The following is a 21,198-nucleotide window of genomic DNA, read 5'->3' on the forward strand; positions in this document are numbered from 1 at the left end:
CTAGTCCAACTTCGTCCTAAAACAGCTGGTCAACCTTGGTCTTTGCAAGTACACGATTGTAGATAATTCGTTTTCCCTTCACGCCATCGCTTGCACACACATGATCCGTAGGCGGACGCAGTAAGGATGTCACCAGGTGGGCGGCAACGGTCTCCGCATGAACGGGTCTAAAGAAGCTGGGCAGCCACTCCGGATGGGTTCCGAAAAGTTTCTGCATAAGTTCTTCGCCAAGGCGCTTATCCTTATGCTTTCCTAGCAACAAGGATGGACGCACCAAGGTCAGACTTTCAAAGTTCATCATGGTAAGGCCGTCTTCCAGCATTCCCTTTAATCGATTGTAGAAAAACGGCGAATGGGAATCGGCGCCTTGGGCACTGACACAAAGGAAATTCTTGACCCCGACCCTCTTGGCCAGTGCCGCCAAAGTCAAGGGCAATCTTGTATCAACGCGTTCCTGTTCAGCCTTGCTGCCAGCCTGCTTTATGGTCGTACCCAGGCAGCAGATTACGGCTTCGCAACCAAGGAACCCCGCGCGAATTTTTGCATTTCCTTCGCCAGACTCCCCCATCGCGGAAAAGTCGACCACCTCAAAATCCAGCTTGGACGCGCCTTGCACAACACCCATGGAGGCAAGATCAGCAGAGCCATTCTCGCCGGGTAACGTGCGCACCGGGCAATAAACCCGAACAACCTGGTCCAGACGGGTCAGGAGCTTGATCACGTTTTTTCCAACTAAGCCAGTGGAGCCTAGAACAGCAACTTTCATAGCTAGGTTTTGATGCGGAGTACGCTTGCGCAATTATTGCGCAGCAGCTTCGTCTTCGGGACAAGTAGAAGTAGACTTCGTTGCTCCGATCCAGCCCACTTCATAACCGCGGACCGGGTACAGGGAAACAGCGCCAGCGGCGTCAACAACGACAGCCACGCCGGCCATGTAGTTGGCCCAGCGCTGACTTTCATAGAACTTCAAATCGATGTTCCTGTTGGTTGCATAGACAATCAAAGGTTCGATCAGCACATCATGGGTAACAAGAACACTGACGCGCTTCCAGTTGGCCATGTTGTCCAGAACCACTTCCTTAATGAACTGGTCACCACGAGGCATCACATCGTAAACGTATTCACCAATATGCTGAGCCACATAGGCGTTGGTAATGGGTGCTTCATAGATGAACTGGGACATGTTCTTCCAGGAGCCACCACGCTTGCCAACCAGTTCATCGAATTCGGAACTGGGAACCTTCAGGAAGTAGCCGCCATTGATTGCATCCCAGGTTACGACTTCTGCAGTTTCGCCACGGCCGGCCGCAATGTTGCTTGCGGTTTCGCGAGTACGGATAAAGTCGGTGGATGTGTAGTAGAACGGTTCATCGCCGCCGATGTCTGCACCAAGAGCCTTGGCATGTTCAATTCCTTCGGGAGTCAACTTGGATTCCTGGCTTTCGCAGGACTGACGTTCAGAGTGACGAATCACAAAGGCGATTTTGCTTGTGGCAGGAACAGCCTTGTAGACATCTGCGATGTAGTAGAAACCGTCTGCATCGGGAGTTGCAGCAATTGCAGCAGGTGTTCCGTTATAGGGGCCGCCAGCTACACCAGGGGTAACATCCGTAGCAGATCCAGAGGAAGAAACTTCCTGATCAAAAGGACCTGCGGGATTGCCATTGTCGTCTAGGTCATCGGCAGGAGGTACCTGCTCATCCGTGGAGCTGGAACCCGGAACGGGATCCGTAATCGGGGTATTGGGATCAGCGGCAACGCTAGAAGAGGATACTCCGGGATCTACAGGGGCGCCAGGAGCAGCCGGACTAGAGGAGTCGTCTCCGCAGGCGGCAAACATACCTATGGCGGACAAGGTAACCAGGCCGAAGGCCATGGTCTTCAAACTTTTCAGGGAGCAAAACGGTTTGAGCATATCATTCCTTTTTTACAAATACTTTCCTAATCTAACTTTTTCTCTTTACAAAGCTGGTAAAAAATTATAGGGCGGGGCTTCAGTTGTGTGAATTACATCATAATATTGGCTTTCACGGCCGTAAAAACATTGTAAAGTTCCGTAAAATTTTCTAAACTTACACACGAAAATTTTAAACCCTAACCCATAGGAATTCTTATGGCAAAGACTACCAAGAAAACTGCCGCTCCGGCACTCGGCACCGACGCTGAGGCATTCCGCAAGGCATTTACCGACCATATCAACCATACCCTCGCCCGCGGTATGGATACTGTGACCGACCACGAAAAGTTCCTGGCTGTCGCTTACGCAGTCCGTGACCGTCTGGTTGACCGCTGGATCAAGACCCAGGAAACCTACTACGAAAAGGACGTAAAGCGCGTCTACTACCTCTCCCTGGAATTCTTGATTGGCCGTACCCTCGGCAACTCTGTGCTGAACCTCGACGTTGAATCCGCAGTTCAGGAAGCTCTCGACGAAGTCGGCATGACTCTTGAAGAACTTCGCGAACAGGAAGTTGATGCAGGTCTCGGCAACGGCGGTCTCGGTCGCTTGGCAGCTTGCTTCCTCGACTCCATGGCAACTCTCGAACTCCCGGCTATGGGTATGGGCATCCGCTACGAATACGGTATGTTCAGCCAGAAGATCGTGAACGGCGAACAGGAAGAACAGCCGGATAACTGGCTGCGCCTCCCCAACCCCTGGGAAATCGCTCGCCCGGCAAACGCAATCAAGGTTCCGTTCTACGGCTACGTTGTAAGCTGGACCGACGAAAACGGCAAGCTCCGCAACCGTTGGGAAACCAAGGACTACGTCCTTGCTCTCCCCTACGATACTCCGATTCCGGGTTACAAGAACAACACCGTGAACAACCTGCGCCTCTGGAGCGCCAAGTCCACCGACGACTTCGGCCTTTCCTACTTCAACAACGGTGACTACATCGCCGCTGTGCAGGACATGGAACTTTCCGAAACCATTTCCAAGGTTCTCTACCCCAACGACTCCTCCATGAACGGTAAGGAACTGCGCCTCAAGCAGCAGTACTTCCTCTGCTCCGCTTCCTTGCAGGACATCATCAACCGCTTCAAGAAGACCCACGGCAACGACTGGAAGGTCTTCTCCGACAAGGTTGCCATCCAGCTGAACGACACCCATCCGGCAATTTCCATCGCCGAAATGATGCGCATTCTTCTTGACGAAGAAAACCTGGAATGGGATGAAGCATGGGAAATCGTTATCAAGACCTTTGCTTACACCAACCACACCTTGATGCCGGAAGCTCTTGAAAAGTGGCCCGTCAGCCTCTTCGAAAAGCTCCTCCCCCGTCATCTCCAGATCATTTACGAAATCAACGCACGCTTCCTCCGCATGGTCAGCATGAAGTGGCCTGGCGACAACGACCGCCTCGCCCGCATGAGCCTCATCGAAGAAGGCGGCTGCAAGATGATCCGCATGGCATACCTCTCCATCGTAGGTTCCTACGCTGTGAACGGTGTGGCAGCTCTGCATTCCGACCTTCTGAAGACCACCCTGTTCAAGGACTTCTACGAACTGTGGCCTGAAAAGTTCAACAACAAGACCAACGGTGTTACTCCTCGTCGCTGGGTCCGCAAGGCTAACCCGGCTATGTCCGAACTCATCAACTCCAAGATTGGTGAATCCTGGGTTAAGGATCTGGACGATCTCCGCAAGCTCGAAAAGTTTGCCAAGGATGCCAAGTTCCAGAAGGCTTTCATGGACGTGAAGAAGCAGAACAAGGAACGTCTGGCCAAGTACCTGAAGGAAACTCAGGGCGTGGACCTCGACACCAACATGTTCTTCGACGTGCAGGTCAAGCGTATTCACGAATACAAGCGCCAGCTGTTGAACATCCTCCACGCCATCCACCTGTACATCCAGCTGAAGGACGGCAAGGAAATCATGCCGCGTACCATCATGATCGGTGGTAAGTCCGCTCCTGGTTACTGGATGGCAAAGCAGATCATCCGTCTTGCTAACGCTGTCGCCGCCATCATCGACGCTGACCCCGTCTGCAAGGGCAAGCTGAAGATGGTCTTCCTGGAAAACTACCGCGTTTCCTTCGCAGAAAAGATCATCCCGGCAGCAGACCTGTCCGAACAGATCTCCACTGCAGGTACCGAAGCTTCTGGTACCGGTAACATGAAGTTCGCTCTCAACGGCGCTCTCACCATCGGTACTCTCGATGGCGCTAACGTCGAAATGAAGGAAGAAGTGGGTGACGAAAACATCTTCATCTTCGGTCTCACCGTTGAAGAAGTTACCGAACTCCTCGCCAAGGGCTACCGTCCTCGCGACTTCTACGAATCCGACGACGATCTCCGTCGCGTGATCGACCTGATCGGCTCCGGCTTCTTCAGCCCGGATCGTCCGGACCTGTTCAAGCACATTGCCGACAAGCTCCTGACCCACGACCCGTACATGCTCTGCGCAGACTTCCGTAGCTACGTCGACATGCAGGCTAAGGTTGCAGAAGCTTACCAGGACAAGAAGCACTGGGCAGAAATGGCAATCCTCAACGTAGCTCGCATGGGCAAGTTCAGCTCCGACCGTACTATCGACCAGTACGCTAAGGAAATCTGGAACGTTAAGGGCTGCAGCATCAAGCTGTAATAGTAATGAGCTATCAGCGATGAGCCATGAGCGAAAGAATCGCGCCGTAGGCGCCTAACTTAAACTCGGAACTCATTACTCACGGCTCGCTACTAAAAGTCCCGCGGTTTATGAACCGCGGGGCTTTTTTACGCTGTTATTTTTAGTGGGCGGTTACCAGTTGCACGACTTGAGCCGCAATTCGGGCAGATCGTTTACCCCACTCGCGACAAGCGCCAACCAAAAGCTTCAAGAAAAACTTGTGTTCATTATCCAGGGAATCTGGAACATGGGCAATTTCACCATTGGGCAAATAATTGGCCAAGCTGACAGAATAACAGGAATCATCAAACACCACAGAGATTGTACGAACATCATTCGCGCTGTTTCTGTCTACGATAAAATCAGCAACAACGCCTGCATACTCACCCCGGCACACCTCGATAGTCATAACAGCCCTGTTGCCAAGGTTCTTGTAATTTTCAACCTGAATATCATCAAAATTGAACATAGTCAAGAACATGCTCAGGTCATGAACCAAAATATCCAGGGAAACATCCACGTCGCGGCAACGTTCCGTAAAGCCGTGTTCCCTGCGGAATTCCAAGCGGGGCTTTTTCCCGCGTCGTAGTTCCGTCATAAAATGAGTTCTAAAATTCAGGAAGATCGGATTGAAACATTCCGACTGCGCAACAAAAAGGAGGATGTTGTTCTTCTCCGAAAGTTCCAGCAATTCTCGGGCTTCTGCGGCAGATACCGCTAGAGGTTTCTCCACAAAAACAGAAATTCCTCGTTCCAGAAAGAACTTCGCGTATTCATAATGGGACGTTGCCGGAGACGCGATCACTACAAAATCTGGACGTTCCCAACAACCTTGACGCAATGCTTCCATAGCGTCCACATCGAGAACCTCTGTAAATAGAACGCCATTTGCCTCAAAACGGGAGCGATGGCGTTTACCCATGGTGCCGTTTCCAATTAAAATGGCTTTGTAGTTTTTCATATTCATTCCATATTTAACAAATAGATTTTATTTTTTCAGCGTGAGTCCAGAAATTCTAGTAGAACTTGCCAACACGACCATGCCCTACGGACGATATCAAGGAGTTCGTTTATGCGACTTGCCGGAACCTTACGTAGTCTGGTACCACACCAAGGGCTTTCCCAAAGGTCATCTTGGCGAACTTCTAGGAACCCTTTATGAAATAAAGGTTAATGGATTAGAATATTTATTGGAGCCTTTGAAAAGGTAAGGATATATGGCAGAAATTAAGAAGACCAACGTCGCACGAATTCTCGACAAGCAGAAGATTTCCTACGAACTCATCCCTTACGTAGTGGATGAAAACGACTTGGGCGCACAGCATGTGGCAGACTCCCTTGGCGAAGACATCAATCAGGTTTTCAAGACCATCCTTGTTCATGGAGACAAGATCGGCTACCTCATGTGCGTGGTGCCGGGCAATCTGGAAGTAGACTTGAAAGGCGCGGCCAAGGTAAGCGGCAACAAGAAAATCGAAACGGTACCGCTGAAGGATTTGACTCCGCTTACAGGTTACATTCGCGGCGGTTGCAGTCCCCTGGGTCTCAAGAAAAACTTTCCCATCTTTATGCATGAGACCTGCAACAACTTTCCCTACATCTACGTAAGCGCCGGAGAACGCGGGCTGCAGTTGAAAATCGCTCCTGCAGACTTGATCAAGGCTTGTCGTGCAACCGTAGGCTCCATCGCCCGCGTTCCGCCGGAAGCTCCCCAGGACTAACGAATTTTAGTTTCACTGTTCATACCAAAAATGCCTCTCCCGAAAAAGGAGAGGCTTTTAATTTATTCAAGAACCAGCAGAGATTACTTCACAGTAACACTCTTGATTACGTTGCCCTGCTTTACCAGGTAAACACCGGAGTTAAATCTTACCTTCAAGGTTTCTATCAGGGACTCATTGTTTTCTGTTTCGAAGGTACTAAGGAACTTGCCCTGAACATCAAAGACATACTGCACATTGCTGCCTGCAGCCATCAGACGGACACTATGGATTGCATCTGTGCTGGAGCTGCTGGATTCAGAAACAATCGGTTCCACAGAAGAGCTGGATTCCTCAGGTGTTTCGGCACCTTCGATGTAAACCTTGGCATAGGGGAAATCGTATTCGCCCTTTGCGTTTGCACCGCTAGTACTACCGGCTTCGCCAAGAATCTTGGCTTCATGCAACTTACCCATTTCCAGGCCCAGCTCTTCCCACTTCTTGAAATGAGCGGAGATGTCAATGGTACCGCAATCACGTTTTGTCTTACGAACACTGAAATACTGTTTGAAGTAAGTGTTGTCGCCATCAATGGAATAAGAAGTTCGGTCGCCTTCATAAACAGTGTACTGAGCACCATCGATTTCAAACACACCATGTTTCTTGGCGGAGGCCCCCTGGGCAACCCAATCACCCGGCATCCAATCACTGCCGGTATTGTCTACAATGTACCATTCCACCAGCGGTTCGCGGGTCCAACCGTAAATACCGATGTAGGAATAGTCGATGCCAGAAAGGTTATTCTTCACCAGCTTAAAGTCAGCCTTCATGTGACCGAGTTCTTCATGAGTCTTGTCGCTGTTGAAGGAAAGACCAGATCGGCAAAGGTAATCCTTTGCGCCAGTCATCTGACAGTTGAAGGAACCATCATCATAGAATGTAGCGGAACCACCGTTGCCGCCTTCATTCCAAAGTTCATAACCAATTCCATTAGTGAAGCTGCCCACGACATTTTTTGAAGTTTCGATTTTTGTACCACTATGGGTTGTGGTATTGCAGAAATCCTGGGTCTGAGCGAACGTTGTAGTAGCCATGGCGCAAGCAGCAGCCAAGCCAAATTTGATAATAGACTTCATAGACACATCCTTTTGGCTACTAATTTACAACAATCGGAAAGCTTTTGGGTCCAATGCTCCCGCCACATTATTCCAATTTGGAATACCTATGGGCTATAGATAGCCGTAAGTTTTCCGCTTTCGGATGATGAAGAATATGGTCATGGTCAATGCGGCAAGTTCCGTACCCCAGCAGGCAAACCAGATGCCATTCAAGCCAAAAAGCAAGGGGAACAGTAACACTGAACCCGCTTCAAAAATAACGGAGCGACTCGTTGAAATGGTTGCCGAAATAAAGCCATTATTCAAAGCCGTGAATAACGAGGAGCCAAAAATATTGAATCCAGAAATCAAGAAAGTAAAACAGACTATGCGAAAAGCATAAACGGTCATGTTGCAAAGAACATCATCGTAGCCAACAAAAATCCGGGAAAGCAAGGGGGCAGACAATTGAGCAATAGCAAAGAGGAGCAAGCCTGAGCAACCTATAATTACGGCGCAGCGTTTTAGAAGGCTACGGAGTTCATCCTTATTGCGGGCCCCAAAGTGATAAGAAATCACCGGAGCCACACCACTACTAAATCCAATGAATAGCGCAAAGAAAATAAAGGTCACGTACATGATGACGCTGAAGGCTGCAACGCCATTTTCGCCGGCGTAGCGCAGCAACTGGAAATTATAAAGCAAGGTCACCACGGACGATGTGATTCCCGACAGCATTTCGGAACAGCCGTTAAAGCTAGCCTTCAAAAGGGCATGCGGTTTCCAACTGGTTCTACCCAACTGCAACGTACTGGAATTTTTCCTAGCGAAATAAAACAGAGGAATCAAGCCACCAATGGCAAATCCAATGTCCGTTGCAAGGGCTGCTCCAAACAACCCCATGCCCAGCAGGCCAATGAGCACCCAGTCCAGAACCATATTGGCAACGCCCGCGCCCACCGTCACATAGAAACCCAACTGAGGCTTTTCTGCAGTAATGAAAAGGGACTGGAACAGCATCTGCATAATAAAGGCAGGTAGACCAATGAGACAAACCTGACCGTAAAACACACTTTCGGTAAGAAGGCCACCCTCTGCACCCAACAACCTCATGATAGGTTCCATCAGAAACCAGGTTGCCCCCAGAAGGACAAAGCCCAAGACAACAACCACATAGACAATGAGGGAGAAATATTCGTTCGCACGCTGCTTGCGGCCTCGCCCTTGAGCGGCGGCAATGAGGGCGCTTCCGCCCGTACCGAACATCATTCCCACTGCGGCAAGCATCATAATCACAGGCCAGGCCATGTTCACAGCAGCCAAAGGTTGCTTTCCTGCGTAATTAGATACAAAATAACCATCCACTACGCTATAGATGGAAGTAAACACCATCATGGCAATAGATGGCAGCGTAAAGCGCAAAAGCCTGGAATAATCAAAATGATCGGACAGCTGGATTTGCATGGAGGCCAAATATAGTTTATATTCAAGGCATGTTCAAGAAATTCGGAATACCATTTGTTACAGTCGCAGCGGCATGCGCAATCCTCACTTCTTGTTCCTCTGACTCGAACAGCGCGGCCCCTGCAGACAATCCGCAAGACTCCAGCATTGTAACACCCGAAAGTTCCAGTTCTGTTACTGAAATTGTGGAAAGTTCTTCCTCCAGTGTCGTCGCGGACAGTTCCTCTAGTGTCGCCCCCGACGACGATCCAATCGTTCCGAGCAGTTCCTCGGGAGTCATTCCGAGCTGTTCCTCAAGCGCCATCCCGGGCAGCTCTTCAAGTGTCATCCCGAGCAACAGCGAGGGATCTTGCAATTCCGAAGCAACACCAACAAGTAGCACAACCGTCGAAGAGTATTCCAGCAGTTCTGTTGCAGCCACCGATGACTCTCCGAGCGACACTCCCGCAGACCCCGCCGCCTTCTGGTCAGATGACTTCCAGGGCGACGCTCTTGATCTGAACACCTGGAGTTACGAAATCGGTACCGGCGAATGGGGCTGGGGCAATAACGAACAGCAGTACTACACCGACCGCGCCGAAAACATTTACGTGAAAGACGGCTACCTTCACATCCGTGCCGCATTGGAAACCGACGCAGCCGCCATCGCAAACAATTTCGGTGGCAAGAAATACACCTCTGCCCGCATTGTCACCAAGGGAAAATTTGACTTCGCCTACGGTACCATTGAAGCCCGCATTGCGTTACCTGTGGGTAAAGGCATCTGGCCCGCCTTCTGGATGCTTGGCGCCAACATCGATGACGCAAGCTGGCCCCTCTGCGGCGAAGTGGACATCATCGAAGCCGTCAACGACGAAAGTGTGGTGTACGGCACCCATCACTGGTCCCACGAAGGCCAACATGCGGAATACGGCAACAGCACCAGGGAATACTACGGCACCACCTACCCCATGGACATCACCGAATTCCACATCTACAAGACTGTATGGAACGAAAAATCCATCGCCATGTACGTGGATGATTTCAAGTATCAGGAAATCGGTATCGAAGATGCCTCTGGCGAAATGGGAACGTTCCACAAGAACTTCTTCTTTATTTTGAACGTAGCCGTAGGCGGTCAATGGCCCGGCTTCGACATTGACGAAGCCCAGTTCCCCAACGAAATGATTGTGGACTATATTAGAGTTTATAAGAATTAAAATAGGTTTTTATGGCAATTTACCAATTCGTAGCAGAGTTAAAGAATTTCAAGCCTCGCATGTGGAGGCGCTTTGTTGCTTCAAGCGACATGAAGCTTTCACACTTCGCATACGCAATCATGCACATGTTCGGCTGCCAATACGAACATTTGTTTTCTTTAGTAGTTGAAAAAGACAAAAACGAAATAAAATCAGTCAGAGAAAACAACATTATTGACGTGAAGAACCTGTTCAAAAGATTCAAGAGTCAGAAGAACGCCCACGAAGCATTGAACTTGATGCTTAATTCCGATTATCTTTCCATGTTCAGCAAGGAAACCTATTACGAGCTCCCCAACGAGGAACTTTCACGAGAGTTCAAAGACATCCGAAACTTCAAGGTCGCCGAAGTATTCAAGAATGTCAAGGACAAGGCCCGACTGGATTACGACTTCGGTGACGGTTGGGAATTCAAAATTGTTCTGGAAAAAATTCTTGACGAAGACTCCTATGCAAAAGAGGACCTCCCCCTTGTTCTGAAAGGAAAAATTAGAGGAATCATCGAAGATTGCGGAGGCCCATGGGCACTGCAAGATCTCGTAGAAAAATTCCCTAAAACTAACGAAGCTACAGTAGACCTTAGCGATGCCTATCTAAGCGAAGATGAACTGGATTGGTTCGGTGAGGATCTAGAAGACATTTTGGATTTCGATGTTGACGAGGTAAACGGAGGAATCCTTGACGCCATCGAATGCCAAGAGGACTGTTACGAGTCGCAGCTAGAGTAACGGGAAATTTTTTCCCTCAATATCAATTTACGCAAACAGACAATCCGAAGTAAGTTTCACTGGCAGCGACTCCGTGTACTGATTTTTCTTCACGGGACCTGCTGTAATGAGCGTCTTGAATATGCCCTTACGAGATCCTATTTCATTGGCGAACGCGGCAAAACGACGTTCAATTTTTTGGAACTCAACTTCGCTAAGGCTATAATCCGTTTCAGAATACTTTATTTCGCACAAGTTAATCATTCCGTCGGCACGGTCAATAATCAAGTCGATCTGGGCGCGATTTTCAGCATCCTTGCTACGCCAGGAATACTGTTGTGTGGAGATTCCGGCAATCTTGAGAGCCGCCTTTATCTGTACCACATGAAGCAGGCAGACCTTTTCAAAAGCCATGCCCAGCCACGTGTTCACAACAGGAGTGTTGATGTGATTCTCCCAATAACGTGTGTCGCCCTTCGCCTTGCCTTCAAAATACAGATGGAACAAAGTAAACGGATCTACAAGCTGATAGATTCCCCCGTTTTCCTTAACCACTTTCTTTTCCCTAATCATGAACTTGCGAACAAAGCCACACTCTTCCAAATTCTGGAGTTGTTCCGAAAGTGTTCCGCCTTTTTCGCTTTTCGTTTCTGCAATGATTTCCTTGCGGGTCAAGCCTTCCTTTTTCCGTGCAAGAATTTCTACAAGGCGCATGTAGGGGGCGGCAGAGCTGAACAATGTTTTGAAAAGGCGTTTGTATTCGCGGCGCATCTCGCCGTTTTCTGCAAAGTAAAGACGGTCGATGTTTTGTGCAAGACTTTCGGATTCGTCAAGCAAGCTAAGATAATAGGCCACTCCACCAGTAAACATATAAGTTTGCAAAACCAGCAGTCGGGACCATGCAAAATTTCTTGACTGCAAATACTCAGCGGTCTCCTGAAGAGTAAACGGTTTCAATTTGATTTCATGGGTAATCCGGTTATGCAGCCCGCCCTTGCTGTCGATCAGGTTCTTGACCATCCATGATGTTGCAGAACCGCAAACAATCAGTTTGAAATTATCCTGGTTAGATGCCCAGCTGTTCCAAAAATGTCCAAGTGCATTGACAAAGCCCGAACCCTGCGTATCTAGACTAGGAATTTCATCAATGAAAACGATACATGGCTCACCAGAAGAAACCTTGTGCATTAAAAACTTGCGAAGCACCGTAAAAGCAGCCATCCAGTTTTCAGGTCGTTCTTTGCATTCAAACCCGAACAAATCCAGCGCATCCACAAAAGCGCCCATCTGTTCTTCCTTGCTTCCGTCAAGAACGCCTGTCATGGCAAAGGTAAATCGCCCCTTGAAAACCTGATTCACCAGGAACGTTTTGCCCACTCGACGTCGCCCATAGAGGGCAATAAACTCGGCGTTTGCAGAGGCAACATAGCGTTCCAGTAGTTCAATTTCAGCATTTCTTCCAATAAGACTCATGACTATAATTTACATAAATTTTCGCCAAAAGTCATCAAAAAGCAGAGTTTCGGCGAAAAACACGCACGATTTTCGCCAAAAGTCATTAAAAAGCAGAGTTTTGGCGAAAAATATCTCATTTTTTTAGCAAATTTGCCTACAATTTCAAAAATTTCCAGTTAGGCTCTAACGCCGGGCGATGCAAAACGGTCCCATCAGGCAAAAGCATATCCTCATTGTACATCATGTAAAAATCGATGTAATCGTATTTCTGGGCCTTTTCAATTTGGTTCCAGACATCTGCAGTTAAACGTCCCCAATGGCGCCAGGTTGTTGTATACACATACTGCGTTCCAGAATCCAATTCGATAACGGGCGCACCCAATTCGCCATACTGATGATAATCCCCATCAAATTTAATCCTGTTGCGAATAAGTTCAGAAACAACGAAAGACTCTATCTCATCTAAATTCGCTGGACTTTCTACAGCAAAGTCTTCCTCAACGGGCTTTTTCCAATACAAAATTTTCATAAGGTCTCCATACCCATTTGCAGTCCCTGAAATGTAACCGTAGAGATGGCGCAACCATCATTATCCCCAAATTTTTGAAACCTTTTTGATATTGGGCAGTTCCCGAGACTTTCTATTCAATATTTTGGAAACGTTATCGTCAACCACATCGAAATCACGACGCCATTCATCCAATTCATCCGCATAAGATTTTCCAAGCAAAACGTTAATCAAGGCCCACTCCTGAAACCCAAGTTCCATTTGAGCATTCACAGACATGATAATTTGATCTTTTGTGGTTATTTTAGCCGACAAAATCTTAACTCCTTACATTTACTTACTAAAGGTAAGACAATCTGCCACGGGAAACAAGGGGGGGGGCAACGATGTTTCCTTGATATTCGCCGCCAAAGCCCTAGCGTTTTTTTTACTATATTATGGAATGACGTGGCACTTTAAATGCAGTGCTGCAACGTATAGGCCCGTAAGGGAATTCTATAAAGTCGGGGTCTTATACAGGGTTCGTCCTTGAGACTTGGGCGGCTGTTTTTTTGACGAGTTTCCCCTGAAAAACTCGTTTTTTTTATTTCATGTCATCTAAGATTTATCCAGGCATCAAAATAGCCCATATAAAACTGAATACCGGCACGAAGAAGCCCTCCTGGTCACCATTTCTGATGACCGGGAGGGCATGTTCTTATTTCAGTTTTGATTTTATTTCTGTTTTAACTTCATCAAGGTCGCAACATGTCAGTATCGGAATCAGACTGTTAATTTCTTCAATGGTTTTATCCCACCATTTCCATTCAAGCAACAGATGAATCAATTCATCATCAAATCTCTTACGTATAGGTTTCGCAGGATTTCCTGCAACAATCGTATAAGGTTCCACATTGCTTCCAACTACGCTCTTTGCGCCGATGATGGCTCCATCACCGATATGTACTCCCGGAAGGATGGTCGCATCCTGCCCGATCCAGACATCATTCCCTATAACAGTATCTCCCTTAAACGGCATATCATTCGGATTTGGAGCCTCCATGTCCCAGCCTTCAAGTGTATAAAACGGAAAAGTAGATACCGCACTCATCTGGTGGTTTGCGTCATTCATCATAAACTCTGCACCTGATGCAATTTGGCAGAACTTGCCGATAATCAGTTTGTCTCTGCTCCACGGGTAGAAGTTCGTCACATGACTCTCAAATTCAGAATCAGCAATATAAGAAAACTCGCCAACAATAATATTCGGATTCTTAATTGTTGGTCTCACATATATTTCTTTCTCATAACCGGCGATAGGATGCACGGTATTCGGATTTGGCTCTTTTCCGTTTTTCATTACGCATTCCTCACAAAAAACAATTACAGGACAAGCCCATCTTGATCTTTATGTCTTTTTCTCTGTTTTATTAAAAAGGCTGCTATTTGATCATTTCCTTCCAAAACAGATTGATTCAAAGCATTTAAGAAATCGTCAAACTTCACCTCTTCACGCAGTTCCAGAGACTCTTTACCTTTCCCAATATTGCGTTCAATCCAAAAGCCCGTCGGAATCATTATCCCGATTTCATAACCAGTTTTCCTAGTCCATTGAATAAACTTATCGGAATTGATAATTTCTTCCAAAATCATTTTATAAGCACCTAGTTAGGGTTTGTCTTTAGAAAAAAAATAAATTTTGGTGTCTTTTGGCATAGTTTGGCGCTCCATTGTGGGGCGCCTTTTTCGTGCCTAATTTAGGGGGAATGAATGAATTGGCCCTCAACAGTTCCCACGACATTTTCCTGCAGGGAGACTGCATTGAGAATACGCTATCTTCCAAACAGATCCGAATGGGAGCCTGTTGCGGTCGCGGATAACACCAGCCGGTTTTCAATGATTTGATACATCAGCAGCCAGTCAGGTTCTATATGGCATTCACGAAAATCTTTCAAGGATCCTGTCAACTGATGGTCGCGATTTGACTCCGGCAGAGTTTCTCCTGCAGCTAACTTATTTAGTACAGCTACCAGTTTGCCCATGTCCTTGCCTCGTTTTTTCATCAGTTTGGCGTCATGTTTCATGCGGTTCGTATAGACGATGCTGTACACTAATCCTCCAGCATCGACGCAACGGCCTCCTCGGCGGTTGCGAACGGTCCATGAAGATTTTCACCATTTCGACTATCGGCAACAGCTCGCTCCAAGGAAAGGTCCGGCTTGTGGCGGACCTCAAACGGAATACCGTTATACTCTACAGCGAACTTCAAAAAAACGCGGATCGCGGTGGATGTATCCATTCCCAAAGACTGGAAAAGCTTATCAGACTTTTCCTTCAGTTCGTCATCCACGCGCAGTTGCAAAGTAGCCATAGAAATATCCTTTATTTTTGTTCTACGGCTTAAAGTTACATTATTTGTCATTACAAATCAATCCTTTGTCATCACGATTTATTGCGCAACAAACAAAAAAAGCCGTATTTTCATAAGGAGAGCATGAGCCTCGATATAAGAAATACGGCTTGTTACAGAACAGTTCTGCAACCATCGCATGTCAGTGGAGAAAATACAAAAAACAACTCGCAAAAACACACATTCTCCACCCTCTTTTTCTCTCATAATTCATAATTCCTAATTGGCTCTCTTCGAGTGCATTTAGCATGGCTCAGTCACGTCAAACCAGTAAATCCGTTTGCCACGACGCTCTTCAAATTCTATGTTTGGCCGCACCGTCAGATGTCGTATTTCTGCGGAACCGGGCAAGAACTGCCCAAAAAGGAAAATTATTATGTCTCAAATCAACCTCACCATGCCCGATGGCAGCGTACGTACCGTTGAATCTGGCACCACCGGCCTCGAAGTAGCAAAGAGCATTTCTGAAGGCCTCGCACGCAAGGCTCTCGGCGTAAAGCTGGGCGACAAGGTCCTGGACCTCTCCCGCCCCCTTACCGAAGATGGCGCTTTCAAGATCATCACTCCGAACAATGACGATCCGGATTGCTTGATGCTGCTGCGCCACTCCTGCAGCCACGTGATGGCAGAAGCCATCTGCGACCTGTTCCCGGGCACCAAGCTCGCTTACGGTCCCGCAGTCGAAAAGGGCTTCTACTACGATTTGATGACACCGACCCCGCTTCAGCAGTCCGATTTCGAAAAGATCGAAAAGCGCATGAAGGAAATCATCAAGGAAGACCGCCCGTTCACTCGCGTGGTTGTTTCCGGTGAAGAAGGCCTGAAGCGCACCGCTGGCGACAAGTACAAGACCGACAACGCTGAACGCGCTCTGGCTCGCGAAGGCGCCGACGGCACCCTGAGTTTCTATGCAAACGGCGAACCGGGCAAGAACTGGGAAGACCTCTGTGCAGGTCCTCATGTTCCCAGCACTGGCAAGCTGAAGTCCTTCAAGCTGCTCTCCCTCGCAGGTGCATACTGGCACGGCGACCAGAACAGCGACCAGCTGACCCGCGTGTACGGCACCTGCTTTGCCGACAAGGAAGGCCTGGAAACCTATTTGAAGTTCCTTGAAGAAGCCGAAAAGCGCGACCACCGCCGCATCGGTAAGGAAATGGACCTCTACCACATTGAAGACCATTCTCCTGGCATGGTGTTCTGGCACCCCAACGGCACCAAGATGGTGAACGCCCTCAAGGACTACATCCGTGGTAAGATCGACCGTCGTGGCTACCTGGAAGTGATTACTCCGGAAATCGTGAACAAGACTTTGTGGATCAAGTCCGGCCACGCCGACAAGTACAACGAAAACATGTTCAAGACCATGGCTGGCGACGTTGAAATGGCTGTGAAGCCCATGAACTGCCCCTGCCACATTCAGATCTTCAACACCGGCCTCCGCAGCTGGCGTGATCTCCCGATGCGTCTTGCTGAATTCGGTAAGTGCCACCGTTACGAACCTGCCGGTACCATGCACGGTTTGATGCGCGTCCGCGGCTTCGTGCAGGATGACGCTCATATCTTCTGTACCGAAGAACAGATCGCTTCCGAAGTGGCAGACTTCTGCGCTCTCGTGAAGGAAATCTACCACGACTTCGGTTTCGATTCCATCGTGGTGAAGTTCTCCACCCGTCCGGAACGCCGCGTGGGTTCTGACGAACTTTGGGACAAGGCTGAAGCCGCTCTCGAAGAAGCCACCAAGCTTGCTGGCCTCGACTACATCTTGAACCCGGGCGAAGGCGCCTTCTACGGCCCGAAGCTTGAATTCACCCTGAAGGATTCCCTCGGCCGTGATTGGCAGTGCGGTACCATCCAGGTGGACTTCAACCTGCCCCAGCGCCTTGGTGCAGAATATGTGGGTAAGGACAACCAGAAGCACATCCCCGTTATGCTGCACCGCGCAGCCGTGGGTTCCATCGAACGCTTCCTGGGCATCCTCATCGAAGAATTCATGGGCGATTTCCCGCTGTGGCTCGCTCCGGTCCAGGCACGCGTCCTCCCCATCTCCGAAAAGTTCGCTGAATACGCCCACAAGGTGGAACGCGAACTGGTAAACGCCGGCGTCCGCTGCGACATCGACGAATCCAACGAAAAGCTTGGTTACAAGTTCCGTCAGTGCGAACTCCAGAAAATCCCCTATAAGATTATTGTAGGTGAAAAGGAAATGAACGAAGGACTTGTCTCTGTGAACAAGAGAAAAGAAGGTGACAAGGGCAGCATGACTGTTCAGGCCTTCTTGGATATGACAGCCGATGACCGCAAGGTCGTTCGCTAGTTAGCGCATTGTCATTCCCGACCTTCGCATTGTCATTCCCGCGAAAGCGGGAATCCAGCATTAAAAAGGCAGACTCGAAAGAGCCTGCTTTTTTTGATTTGTCCGTGAAAGCCAAACCTTCATCATTTGACTTTTGTGTTCTATATATGTATATTAAAGCGAAAGAAAGCGAGGTACTTATGGTTGCCACTCTAGAAATTCCCGAGAGACTTCTTGAAGAAGCTATGGTCGTCACCAAAATCACATCAAAAGATGATGTGGTTGTTTTCGCTTTGGAAAATCTGCTGAAAACAAAATCCATCGCAGGATTAAAAAAGTTTAAAGGGAAAGTCGACCTCAACATTGATATGGATTCTATGCGAGGACGAATTTAATGGTTCTTGTCGATACTTCTGTATGGATAGATTATTTTCACAACGGAATCAATTCCACGCATTTAGACTCACTAATTGATTCAGGAAAAGTCTGTGTAAATGATTTGATTCTCACGGAACTAGTCCCATCCATTCGTCATAGAAAAGAGACAGAACTGGAACATTTGCTCTTGCAAGTTCCCAAGGAAGCAATGAACATCGATTGGTCTCAGCTTATATCCATGCAAACAGAAAATTTAAAGCATGGAGTAAATCGAGTCGGAATCCCTGATTTGATGATTGTCCAGAATGCCGAGCAAAACGACATGGAGTTGTATTCCCTGGACAAACATTTCAAGCTAATGAGTCAATTTAGGCCCCTCAAAATTTTTGAGGGATGAGAACACTTTCATAAAACAAAATTGAGAGTCTCACGACACAACCAATAGTAGACCTTCATTTTTCATGTTCTTTGACGAACAATTCATACGTTCGCCCCTTCTTTTTTCGGGCAATTATGCCAAATTCATCCGCAAAATACAAAGCATAATATACATCTTCTTTAGCAACAGGACGGTCACAATCATACAGAGAGCCCCAATCACCCGGCTCCATTTGGCTTGTTATATCAGATTGTAAAATACCCGGATTTTTCTTTATTTTTTCCACCAAAACAACAGCTAAGTCTTTGAACACGGGATCAGTCATCACAAACTTCTTGTACATTTCTGTGACTTTCTCTAACTCTACTACGGCATTTATCTGTTTAAACGATTCAACACTTTTCATAAAGCTTAAACGGGATCGCAAATAATCCTTAGAGTCTGAAGCAGTTTGCGCAACACGCAAATTTTTGTACCCTCTCTCTAATTGTCCGATTACTAAAGACTTTGTACCGTTTTCTTCCACTAAATTTTGAAATTTACGAACAGAATAAATTTCTTTAATTTTGCTCAATTCATCCTTTTTTTGAGAAAAATAAATTTCAATACAGTCACCAACACTTAGCACATGATATGGAATCTTGAAACTGAACCAAAGATTCGCCATATCTTGGCGTAATTGTTCATCAGAAATGTTCAATGACGATTGAAAGAAATCCATCAACTCAAAAGCCGCATGAGGAATGGCCATAGCAGAATCTCTCATAAAAAAATATTCAATATTTATTTGGAGAGAATCCTTTTCAAAACCATTGCCAAGAAAATCATTTATATCTATAAAAATTATTTCAAGCAGAACAGAATACGCTTCTGCCAAACGATTTTCAGTTTTATAAAATTCCATCAAAGACCATTTGGCATTTCGGCACAAACCGTAATCGCCTTTTCGTTCATGTTTTTTTACGTCATTCTCAAGAAATTCAAGAAACCCATCCTTAAAGTTAGCCAAAGGCTTCTTATGTACAAAAGAGCTGATTTCAGAAAGGGAAACTCCAAAAGAATGTTTGTCAAAATAAGCTACATAAGGAGCATTTTTTAATGATGTCTCGCCCTTTTCAGTTCGTAGGTAACGTTGTTTTTGTCAATGATTTATCCAAGTCATCCAACGAAACATTTTGCAAAACTCTTCTAATTATTTCTTCTTTTTTTCCAGATACAGGCAACGAACGATTTTTTAATACGAGTTTTAAATCTGATATTTTTAAATCACTTAAATTCAACTCAAGATTAGTCTCTTTTTTTAGAAAACCCTTTTGTACAAGTTTTTCCAAAACAACACTTACATTCCCAAGATTATATTTATAGCTCCAAAAACTTGGATAATTCTTTTCGTTTACATAGTATTCGGGAGCATGCAGCAAAACTAAAAGTTCTATCGGAAACAAACCCGACGCATCTATACAACCTTCAAATTTCGTTTTCTCTGAAACATTCTCCTTATGTGATATTCGAATGGATTTAGGAGCAACATATTCCTGCTGAAGGAATTCATCTTTACCATCATATTTATTTTTTTTCAAATACACAAAAAAAGATAAAACAACGATGATTACAGCAAAGACAACAGCGAAAGTCATTCTAGCTCCTTTTTGTAACTAAATAATAATTCAACCATTTGCCCCCAAAATCAATCAACATAAGGAACAAACTGAATCAATTTCAAATTAGGAACGGTTTCTTTAGCACCTCTTGTTGATTTATAAATGTAAGCTCCAGAACTTTTAACAATACCAACTACAGATTTCGGAATTATACCACTAGATACAGATACAAAAGATAACACTTCGCCATCAAAAAGCCCCGAATTTTTTGACAACAATTGAATGGAAGTTCCCGTATACTCATAGCATTTACCTTTCGTTGCATACGGATTCTCACTTTGCAAATTTTCCAACGGATAAATAATCTTACATTGTTTTTTAACATTTTTCCACTGTCTTGCAATTTCATTATTTTTCAAGTTTAGACTTTTCATCGCTATTGCAAATGAGGGAGGAACTTCGTTCTTATTAAAAAACGAGACATCTTCATAGGAAACACTTTCAGAAAAGTTCTCTACCCCCCACGAATATGACGGATCCAACCATCCTTTTAAGTTTTTGGGATTAGCACCAGCCTGAACGTAAACAGACACATCGGTTTCTGGACTAGCAACAGTAAGCCACTCCGCAGTTTGTTCCAATCCTATAGAGGCCCATTTATCAATATTACGAGATGTCACACCCAATCCGATCCATAACTTTGCAGAATCTACAGTAGCAACACCGTTTTTGAGCCAAGCCTTTATATCGTATAACGATTGATGCTGTTCCAGCCATTCTTCTGCAGATTCAACATTCAAGCCTAATTCTTCCCAATGTTTCACCTCAGAAGGACGAATTCCAATTCGTCGCCATTCATTTTCCTTTCTATTCTTTTCTCGAACTCTATTCAATTCTTGATCACGAGTCTTTTGGGCAAGTTCTTTCATTTCCTTAATATCTGCATCTATTTTAGACTTGAACGACTTTGAAAAAAGATGCGTTCGAGACTCTAGCCCTCTACAATTTTCCAATACAACATTGACACATCTATGAGTATTTTCACCTTGTTCTAAAACAGGCTTACATTCCTTATATTCTTTATAAAATGTATAAGCTAACTTAATGGCACCTTTAAAATCCAAGTTATTCGGCGCATTTTCTACATTCCAACCTGGGGACCACATAACCTTATTTAAATTTTGCCAATCCTGCTCAACAACCGTTTTTTCCATTTCAAGTTTCAAACTATCAATAACATGATTGCCATCAGCAAAAGCCAGTTGTACAGATAAAAGAGATACAACCAAAAAAGATATCTTCTTTATAAGAACAATTAAACATTTCTCAGAGGCATCATCAACATGTGTGGAAGCATTTAGGCAGCCTTGCTAGATGATCCTC

General features: G+C 46.3%; 23 protein-coding genes. 8 read left to right on the forward strand and 15 right to left on the reverse strand.

What is annotated here, in order from left to right; genetic code table 11:
• Positions 1-16 precede the first annotated feature (16 nt).
• The gene (locus MJZ26_06620) at positions 17-766 is read right to left on the reverse strand and encodes an NAD-binding protein (GenBank protein ID MCQ2105448.1); all 750 of its coding nucleotides are present in this window, start codon (positions 764-766) and stop codon (positions 17-19) included.
• A gap of 33 nt (positions 767-799) precedes the next feature.
• Complete coding sequence (locus MJZ26_06625) at positions 800-1,915, reverse strand: histidine phosphatase family protein (protein ID MCQ2105449.1); 1,116 nt, start codon at positions 1,913-1,915, stop codon at positions 800-802.
• Between the two features lie 198 nt (positions 1,916-2,113).
• Between MJZ26_06625 and MJZ26_06630 the strand changes: the two genes are divergently transcribed.
• A complete protein-coding gene (locus MJZ26_06630; GenBank protein MCQ2105450.1) occupies positions 2,114-4,585 on the forward strand; it encodes a glycogen/starch/alpha-glucan phosphorylase in 2,472 nt (823 codons plus the stop codon).
• Between the two features lie 142 nt (positions 4,586-4,727).
• Here MJZ26_06630 and MJZ26_06635 read toward each other — a convergent pair whose 3' ends face one another.
• The gene (locus MJZ26_06635; protein MCQ2105451.1) at positions 4,728-5,567 is read right to left on the reverse strand and encodes a Gfo/Idh/MocA family oxidoreductase; all 840 of its coding nucleotides are present in this window, start codon (positions 5,565-5,567) and stop codon (positions 4,728-4,730) included.
• Positions 5,568-5,646: 79 nt separating this feature from the next.
• On the opposite strand from MJZ26_06635, the gene MJZ26_06640 reads away from it, so the two are divergent.
• Together MJZ26_06640 and ybaK are read left to right on the forward strand one after the other, a co-directional pair.
• A complete protein-coding gene (locus MJZ26_06640; GenBank protein MCQ2105452.1) occupies positions 5,647-5,817 on the forward strand; it encodes a DUF3820 family protein in 171 nt (56 codons plus the stop codon).
• Between the two features lie 6 nt (positions 5,818-5,823).
• Positions 5,824-6,327: a Cys-tRNA(Pro) deacylase gene (ybaK, locus tag MJZ26_06645; GenBank protein MCQ2105453.1), complete on the forward strand. Its 504-nt coding sequence runs from the start codon at positions 5,824-5,826 to the stop codon at positions 6,325-6,327.
• Positions 6,328-6,410: 83 nt separating this feature from the next.
• Here ybaK and MJZ26_06650 read toward each other — a convergent pair whose 3' ends face one another.
• Together MJZ26_06650 and MJZ26_06655 are read right to left on the reverse strand one after the other, a co-directional pair.
• A complete protein-coding gene (locus MJZ26_06650) occupies positions 6,411-7,442 on the reverse strand; it encodes a glycoside hydrolase family 11 protein (protein MCQ2105454.1) in 1,032 nt (343 codons plus the stop codon).
• Positions 7,443-7,535: 93 nt separating this feature from the next.
• A complete protein-coding gene (locus tag MJZ26_06655) occupies positions 7,536-8,867 on the reverse strand; it encodes an MATE family efflux transporter (GenBank protein ID MCQ2105455.1) in 1,332 nt (443 codons plus the stop codon).
• Positions 8,868-8,896: 29 nt separating this feature from the next.
• Between MJZ26_06655 and MJZ26_06660 the strand changes: the two genes are divergently transcribed.
• Together MJZ26_06660 and MJZ26_06665 are read left to right on the forward strand one after the other, a co-directional pair.
• A complete protein-coding gene (locus MJZ26_06660; protein ID MCQ2105456.1) occupies positions 8,897-10,066 on the forward strand; it encodes a glycoside hydrolase family 16 protein in 1,170 nt (389 codons plus the stop codon).
• A gap of 11 nt (positions 10,067-10,077) precedes the next feature.
• Positions 10,078-10,833, forward strand: a complete 756-nt coding sequence (locus MJZ26_06665) for a plasmid pRiA4b ORF-3 family protein (protein ID MCQ2105457.1) — start codon at positions 10,078-10,080, stop codon at positions 10,831-10,833.
• A 27-nt stretch (positions 10,834-10,860) separates the two neighbouring features.
• On the opposite strand, the gene MJZ26_06670 is transcribed toward MJZ26_06665, so the two are convergent.
• The 7 genes from MJZ26_06670 to MJZ26_06700 form a co-directional block, all read right to left on the reverse strand.
• Entirely contained in the window at positions 10,861-12,285 is a 1,425-nt protein-coding gene (locus tag MJZ26_06670; protein MCQ2105458.1) for an AAA family ATPase, read from the reverse strand.
• Positions 12,286-12,421: 136 nt separating this feature from the next.
• On the reverse strand, positions 12,422-12,796 hold the full coding sequence (locus MJZ26_06675) for a hypothetical protein (GenBank protein MCQ2105459.1): 375 nt from the start codon (positions 12,794-12,796) through the stop codon (positions 12,422-12,424).
• A gap of 60 nt (positions 12,797-12,856) precedes the next feature.
• Complete coding sequence (locus MJZ26_06680) at positions 12,857-13,090, reverse strand: hypothetical protein (GenBank protein ID MCQ2105460.1); 234 nt, start codon at positions 13,088-13,090, stop codon at positions 12,857-12,859.
• Between the two features lie 382 nt (positions 13,091-13,472).
• Entirely contained in the window at positions 13,473-14,114 is a 642-nt protein-coding gene (locus tag MJZ26_06685) for a CatB-related O-acetyltransferase (GenBank protein MCQ2105461.1), read from the reverse strand.
• A 23-nt stretch (positions 14,115-14,137) separates the two neighbouring features.
• The gene (locus MJZ26_06690) at positions 14,138-14,407 is read right to left on the reverse strand and encodes a hypothetical protein (GenBank protein ID MCQ2105462.1); all 270 of its coding nucleotides are present in this window, start codon (positions 14,405-14,407) and stop codon (positions 14,138-14,140) included.
• 179 nt (positions 14,408-14,586) lie between these two features.
• The gene (locus MJZ26_06695) at positions 14,587-14,865 is read right to left on the reverse strand and encodes a type II toxin-antitoxin system YafQ family toxin (GenBank protein ID MCQ2105463.1); all 279 of its coding nucleotides are present in this window, start codon (positions 14,863-14,865) and stop codon (positions 14,587-14,589) included.
• Positions 14,865-15,125 carry a type II toxin-antitoxin system RelB/DinJ family antitoxin gene (locus MJZ26_06700; GenBank protein MCQ2105464.1) on the reverse strand — a complete coding sequence of 87 codons (261 nt, stop codon included), beginning with the start codon at positions 15,123-15,125 and terminating at the stop codon, positions 14,865-14,867. The genes MJZ26_06695 and MJZ26_06700 overlap by 1 nt, the downstream gene beginning before the upstream one ends.
• Before the next feature lie 415 nt (positions 15,126-15,540).
• Between MJZ26_06700 and thrS the strand changes: the two genes are divergently transcribed.
• The 3 genes from thrS (at position 15,541) to MJZ26_06715 (ending at position 18,232) form a co-directional block, all read left to right on the forward strand.
• Positions 15,541-17,478, forward strand: coding sequence for a threonine--tRNA ligase (thrS, locus tag MJZ26_06705; protein ID MCQ2105465.1), 1,938 nt, complete (start codon positions 15,541-15,543; stop codon positions 17,476-17,478).
• A gap of 104 nt (positions 17,479-17,582) precedes the next feature.
• The gene (locus tag MJZ26_06710; protein MCQ2105466.1) at positions 17,583-17,852 is read left to right on the forward strand and encodes a type II toxin-antitoxin system VapB family antitoxin; all 270 of its coding nucleotides are present in this window, start codon (positions 17,583-17,585) and stop codon (positions 17,850-17,852) included.
• Positions 17,852-18,232, forward strand: a complete 381-nt coding sequence (locus tag MJZ26_06715) for a PIN domain-containing protein (protein ID MCQ2105467.1) — start codon at positions 17,852-17,854, stop codon at positions 18,230-18,232. Before MJZ26_06710 ends, MJZ26_06715 begins: the two co-directional genes overlap by 1 nt.
• Positions 18,233-18,287: 55 nt before the next feature.
• On the opposite strand, the gene MJZ26_06720 is transcribed toward MJZ26_06715, so the two are convergent.
• The 3 genes from MJZ26_06720 to MJZ26_06730 form a co-directional block, all read right to left on the reverse strand.
• A complete protein-coding gene (locus tag MJZ26_06720) occupies positions 18,288-19,223 on the reverse strand; it encodes a hypothetical protein (GenBank protein ID MCQ2105468.1) in 936 nt (311 codons plus the stop codon).
• A gap of 106 nt (positions 19,224-19,329) precedes the next feature.
• Entirely contained in the window at positions 19,330-19,851 is a 522-nt protein-coding gene (locus tag MJZ26_06725) for an SAP domain-containing protein (GenBank protein MCQ2105469.1), read from the reverse strand.
• 50 nt (positions 19,852-19,901) lie between these two features.
• Entirely contained in the window at positions 19,902-21,104 is a 1,203-nt protein-coding gene (locus MJZ26_06730; protein MCQ2105470.1) for a hypothetical protein, read from the reverse strand.
• Positions 21,105-21,198: the final 94 nt, after the last annotated feature.

Source organism: Fibrobacter sp. (genome assembly GCA_024398965.1).
Classification (GTDB): Bacteria; Fibrobacterota; Fibrobacteria; order Fibrobacterales; family Fibrobacteraceae; genus Fibrobacter.

Excerpts from the sequence above, each read along its gene's own strand:
- MJZ26_06665 (MCQ2105457.1), top strand. The coding sequence starts at position 10,078 with ATGGCAATTTACCAATTCGTAGCAGAGTTAAAGAATTTCAAGCCTCGC.
- MJZ26_06635 (MCQ2105451.1), bottom strand. The coding sequence starts at position 5,567 with ATGAAAAACTACAAAGCCATTTTAATTGGAAACGGCACCATGGGTAAA.
- MJZ26_06685 (MCQ2105461.1), bottom strand. The coding sequence starts at position 14,114 with ATGAAAAACGGAAAAGAGCCAAATCCGAATACCGTGCATCCTATCGCC.
- MJZ26_06700 (MCQ2105464.1), bottom strand. The coding sequence starts at position 15,125 with ATGGCTACTTTGCAACTGCGCGTGGATGACGAACTGAAGGAAAAGTCT.
- MJZ26_06675 (MCQ2105459.1), bottom strand. The coding sequence starts at position 12,796 with ATGAAAATTTTGTATTGGAAAAAGCCCGTTGAGGAAGACTTTGCTGTA.
- MJZ26_06625 (MCQ2105449.1), bottom strand. The coding sequence starts at position 1,915 with ATGCTCAAACCGTTTTGCTCCCTGAAAAGTTTGAAGACCATGGCCTTC.
- ybaK (MCQ2105453.1), top strand. The coding sequence starts at position 5,824 with ATGGCAGAAATTAAGAAGACCAACGTCGCACGAATTCTCGACAAGCAG.
- MJZ26_06650 (MCQ2105454.1), bottom strand. The coding sequence starts at position 7,442 with ATGAAGTCTATTATCAAATTTGGCTTGGCTGCTGCTTGCGCCATGGCT.
- MJZ26_06655 (MCQ2105455.1), bottom strand. The coding sequence starts at position 8,867 with ATGCAAATCCAGCTGTCCGATCATTTTGATTATTCCAGGCTTTTGCGC.
- MJZ26_06630 (MCQ2105450.1), top strand. The coding sequence starts at position 2,114 with ATGGCAAAGACTACCAAGAAAACTGCCGCTCCGGCACTCGGCACCGAC.
- MJZ26_06690 (MCQ2105462.1), bottom strand. The coding sequence starts at position 14,407 with ATGATTTTGGAAGAAATTATCAATTCCGATAAGTTTATTCAATGGACT.
- MJZ26_06620 (MCQ2105448.1), bottom strand. The coding sequence starts at position 766 with ATGAAAGTTGCTGTTCTAGGCTCCACTGGCTTAGTTGGAAAAAACGTG.
- MJZ26_06640 (MCQ2105452.1), top strand. The coding sequence starts at position 5,647 with ATGCCCTACGGACGATATCAAGGAGTTCGTTTATGCGACTTGCCGGAA.
- MJZ26_06660 (MCQ2105456.1), top strand. The coding sequence starts at position 8,897 with ATGTTCAAGAAATTCGGAATACCATTTGTTACAGTCGCAGCGGCATGC.
- MJZ26_06725 (MCQ2105469.1), bottom strand. The coding sequence starts at position 19,851 with ATGACTTTCGCTGTTGTCTTTGCTGTAATCATCGTTGTTTTATCTTTT.
- MJZ26_06715 (MCQ2105467.1), top strand. The coding sequence starts at position 17,852 with ATGGTTCTTGTCGATACTTCTGTATGGATAGATTATTTTCACAACGGA.
- thrS (MCQ2105465.1), top strand. The coding sequence starts at position 15,541 with ATGTCTCAAATCAACCTCACCATGCCCGATGGCAGCGTACGTACCGTT.
- MJZ26_06670 (MCQ2105458.1), bottom strand. The coding sequence starts at position 12,285 with ATGAGTCTTATTGGAAGAAATGCTGAAATTGAACTACTGGAACGCTAT.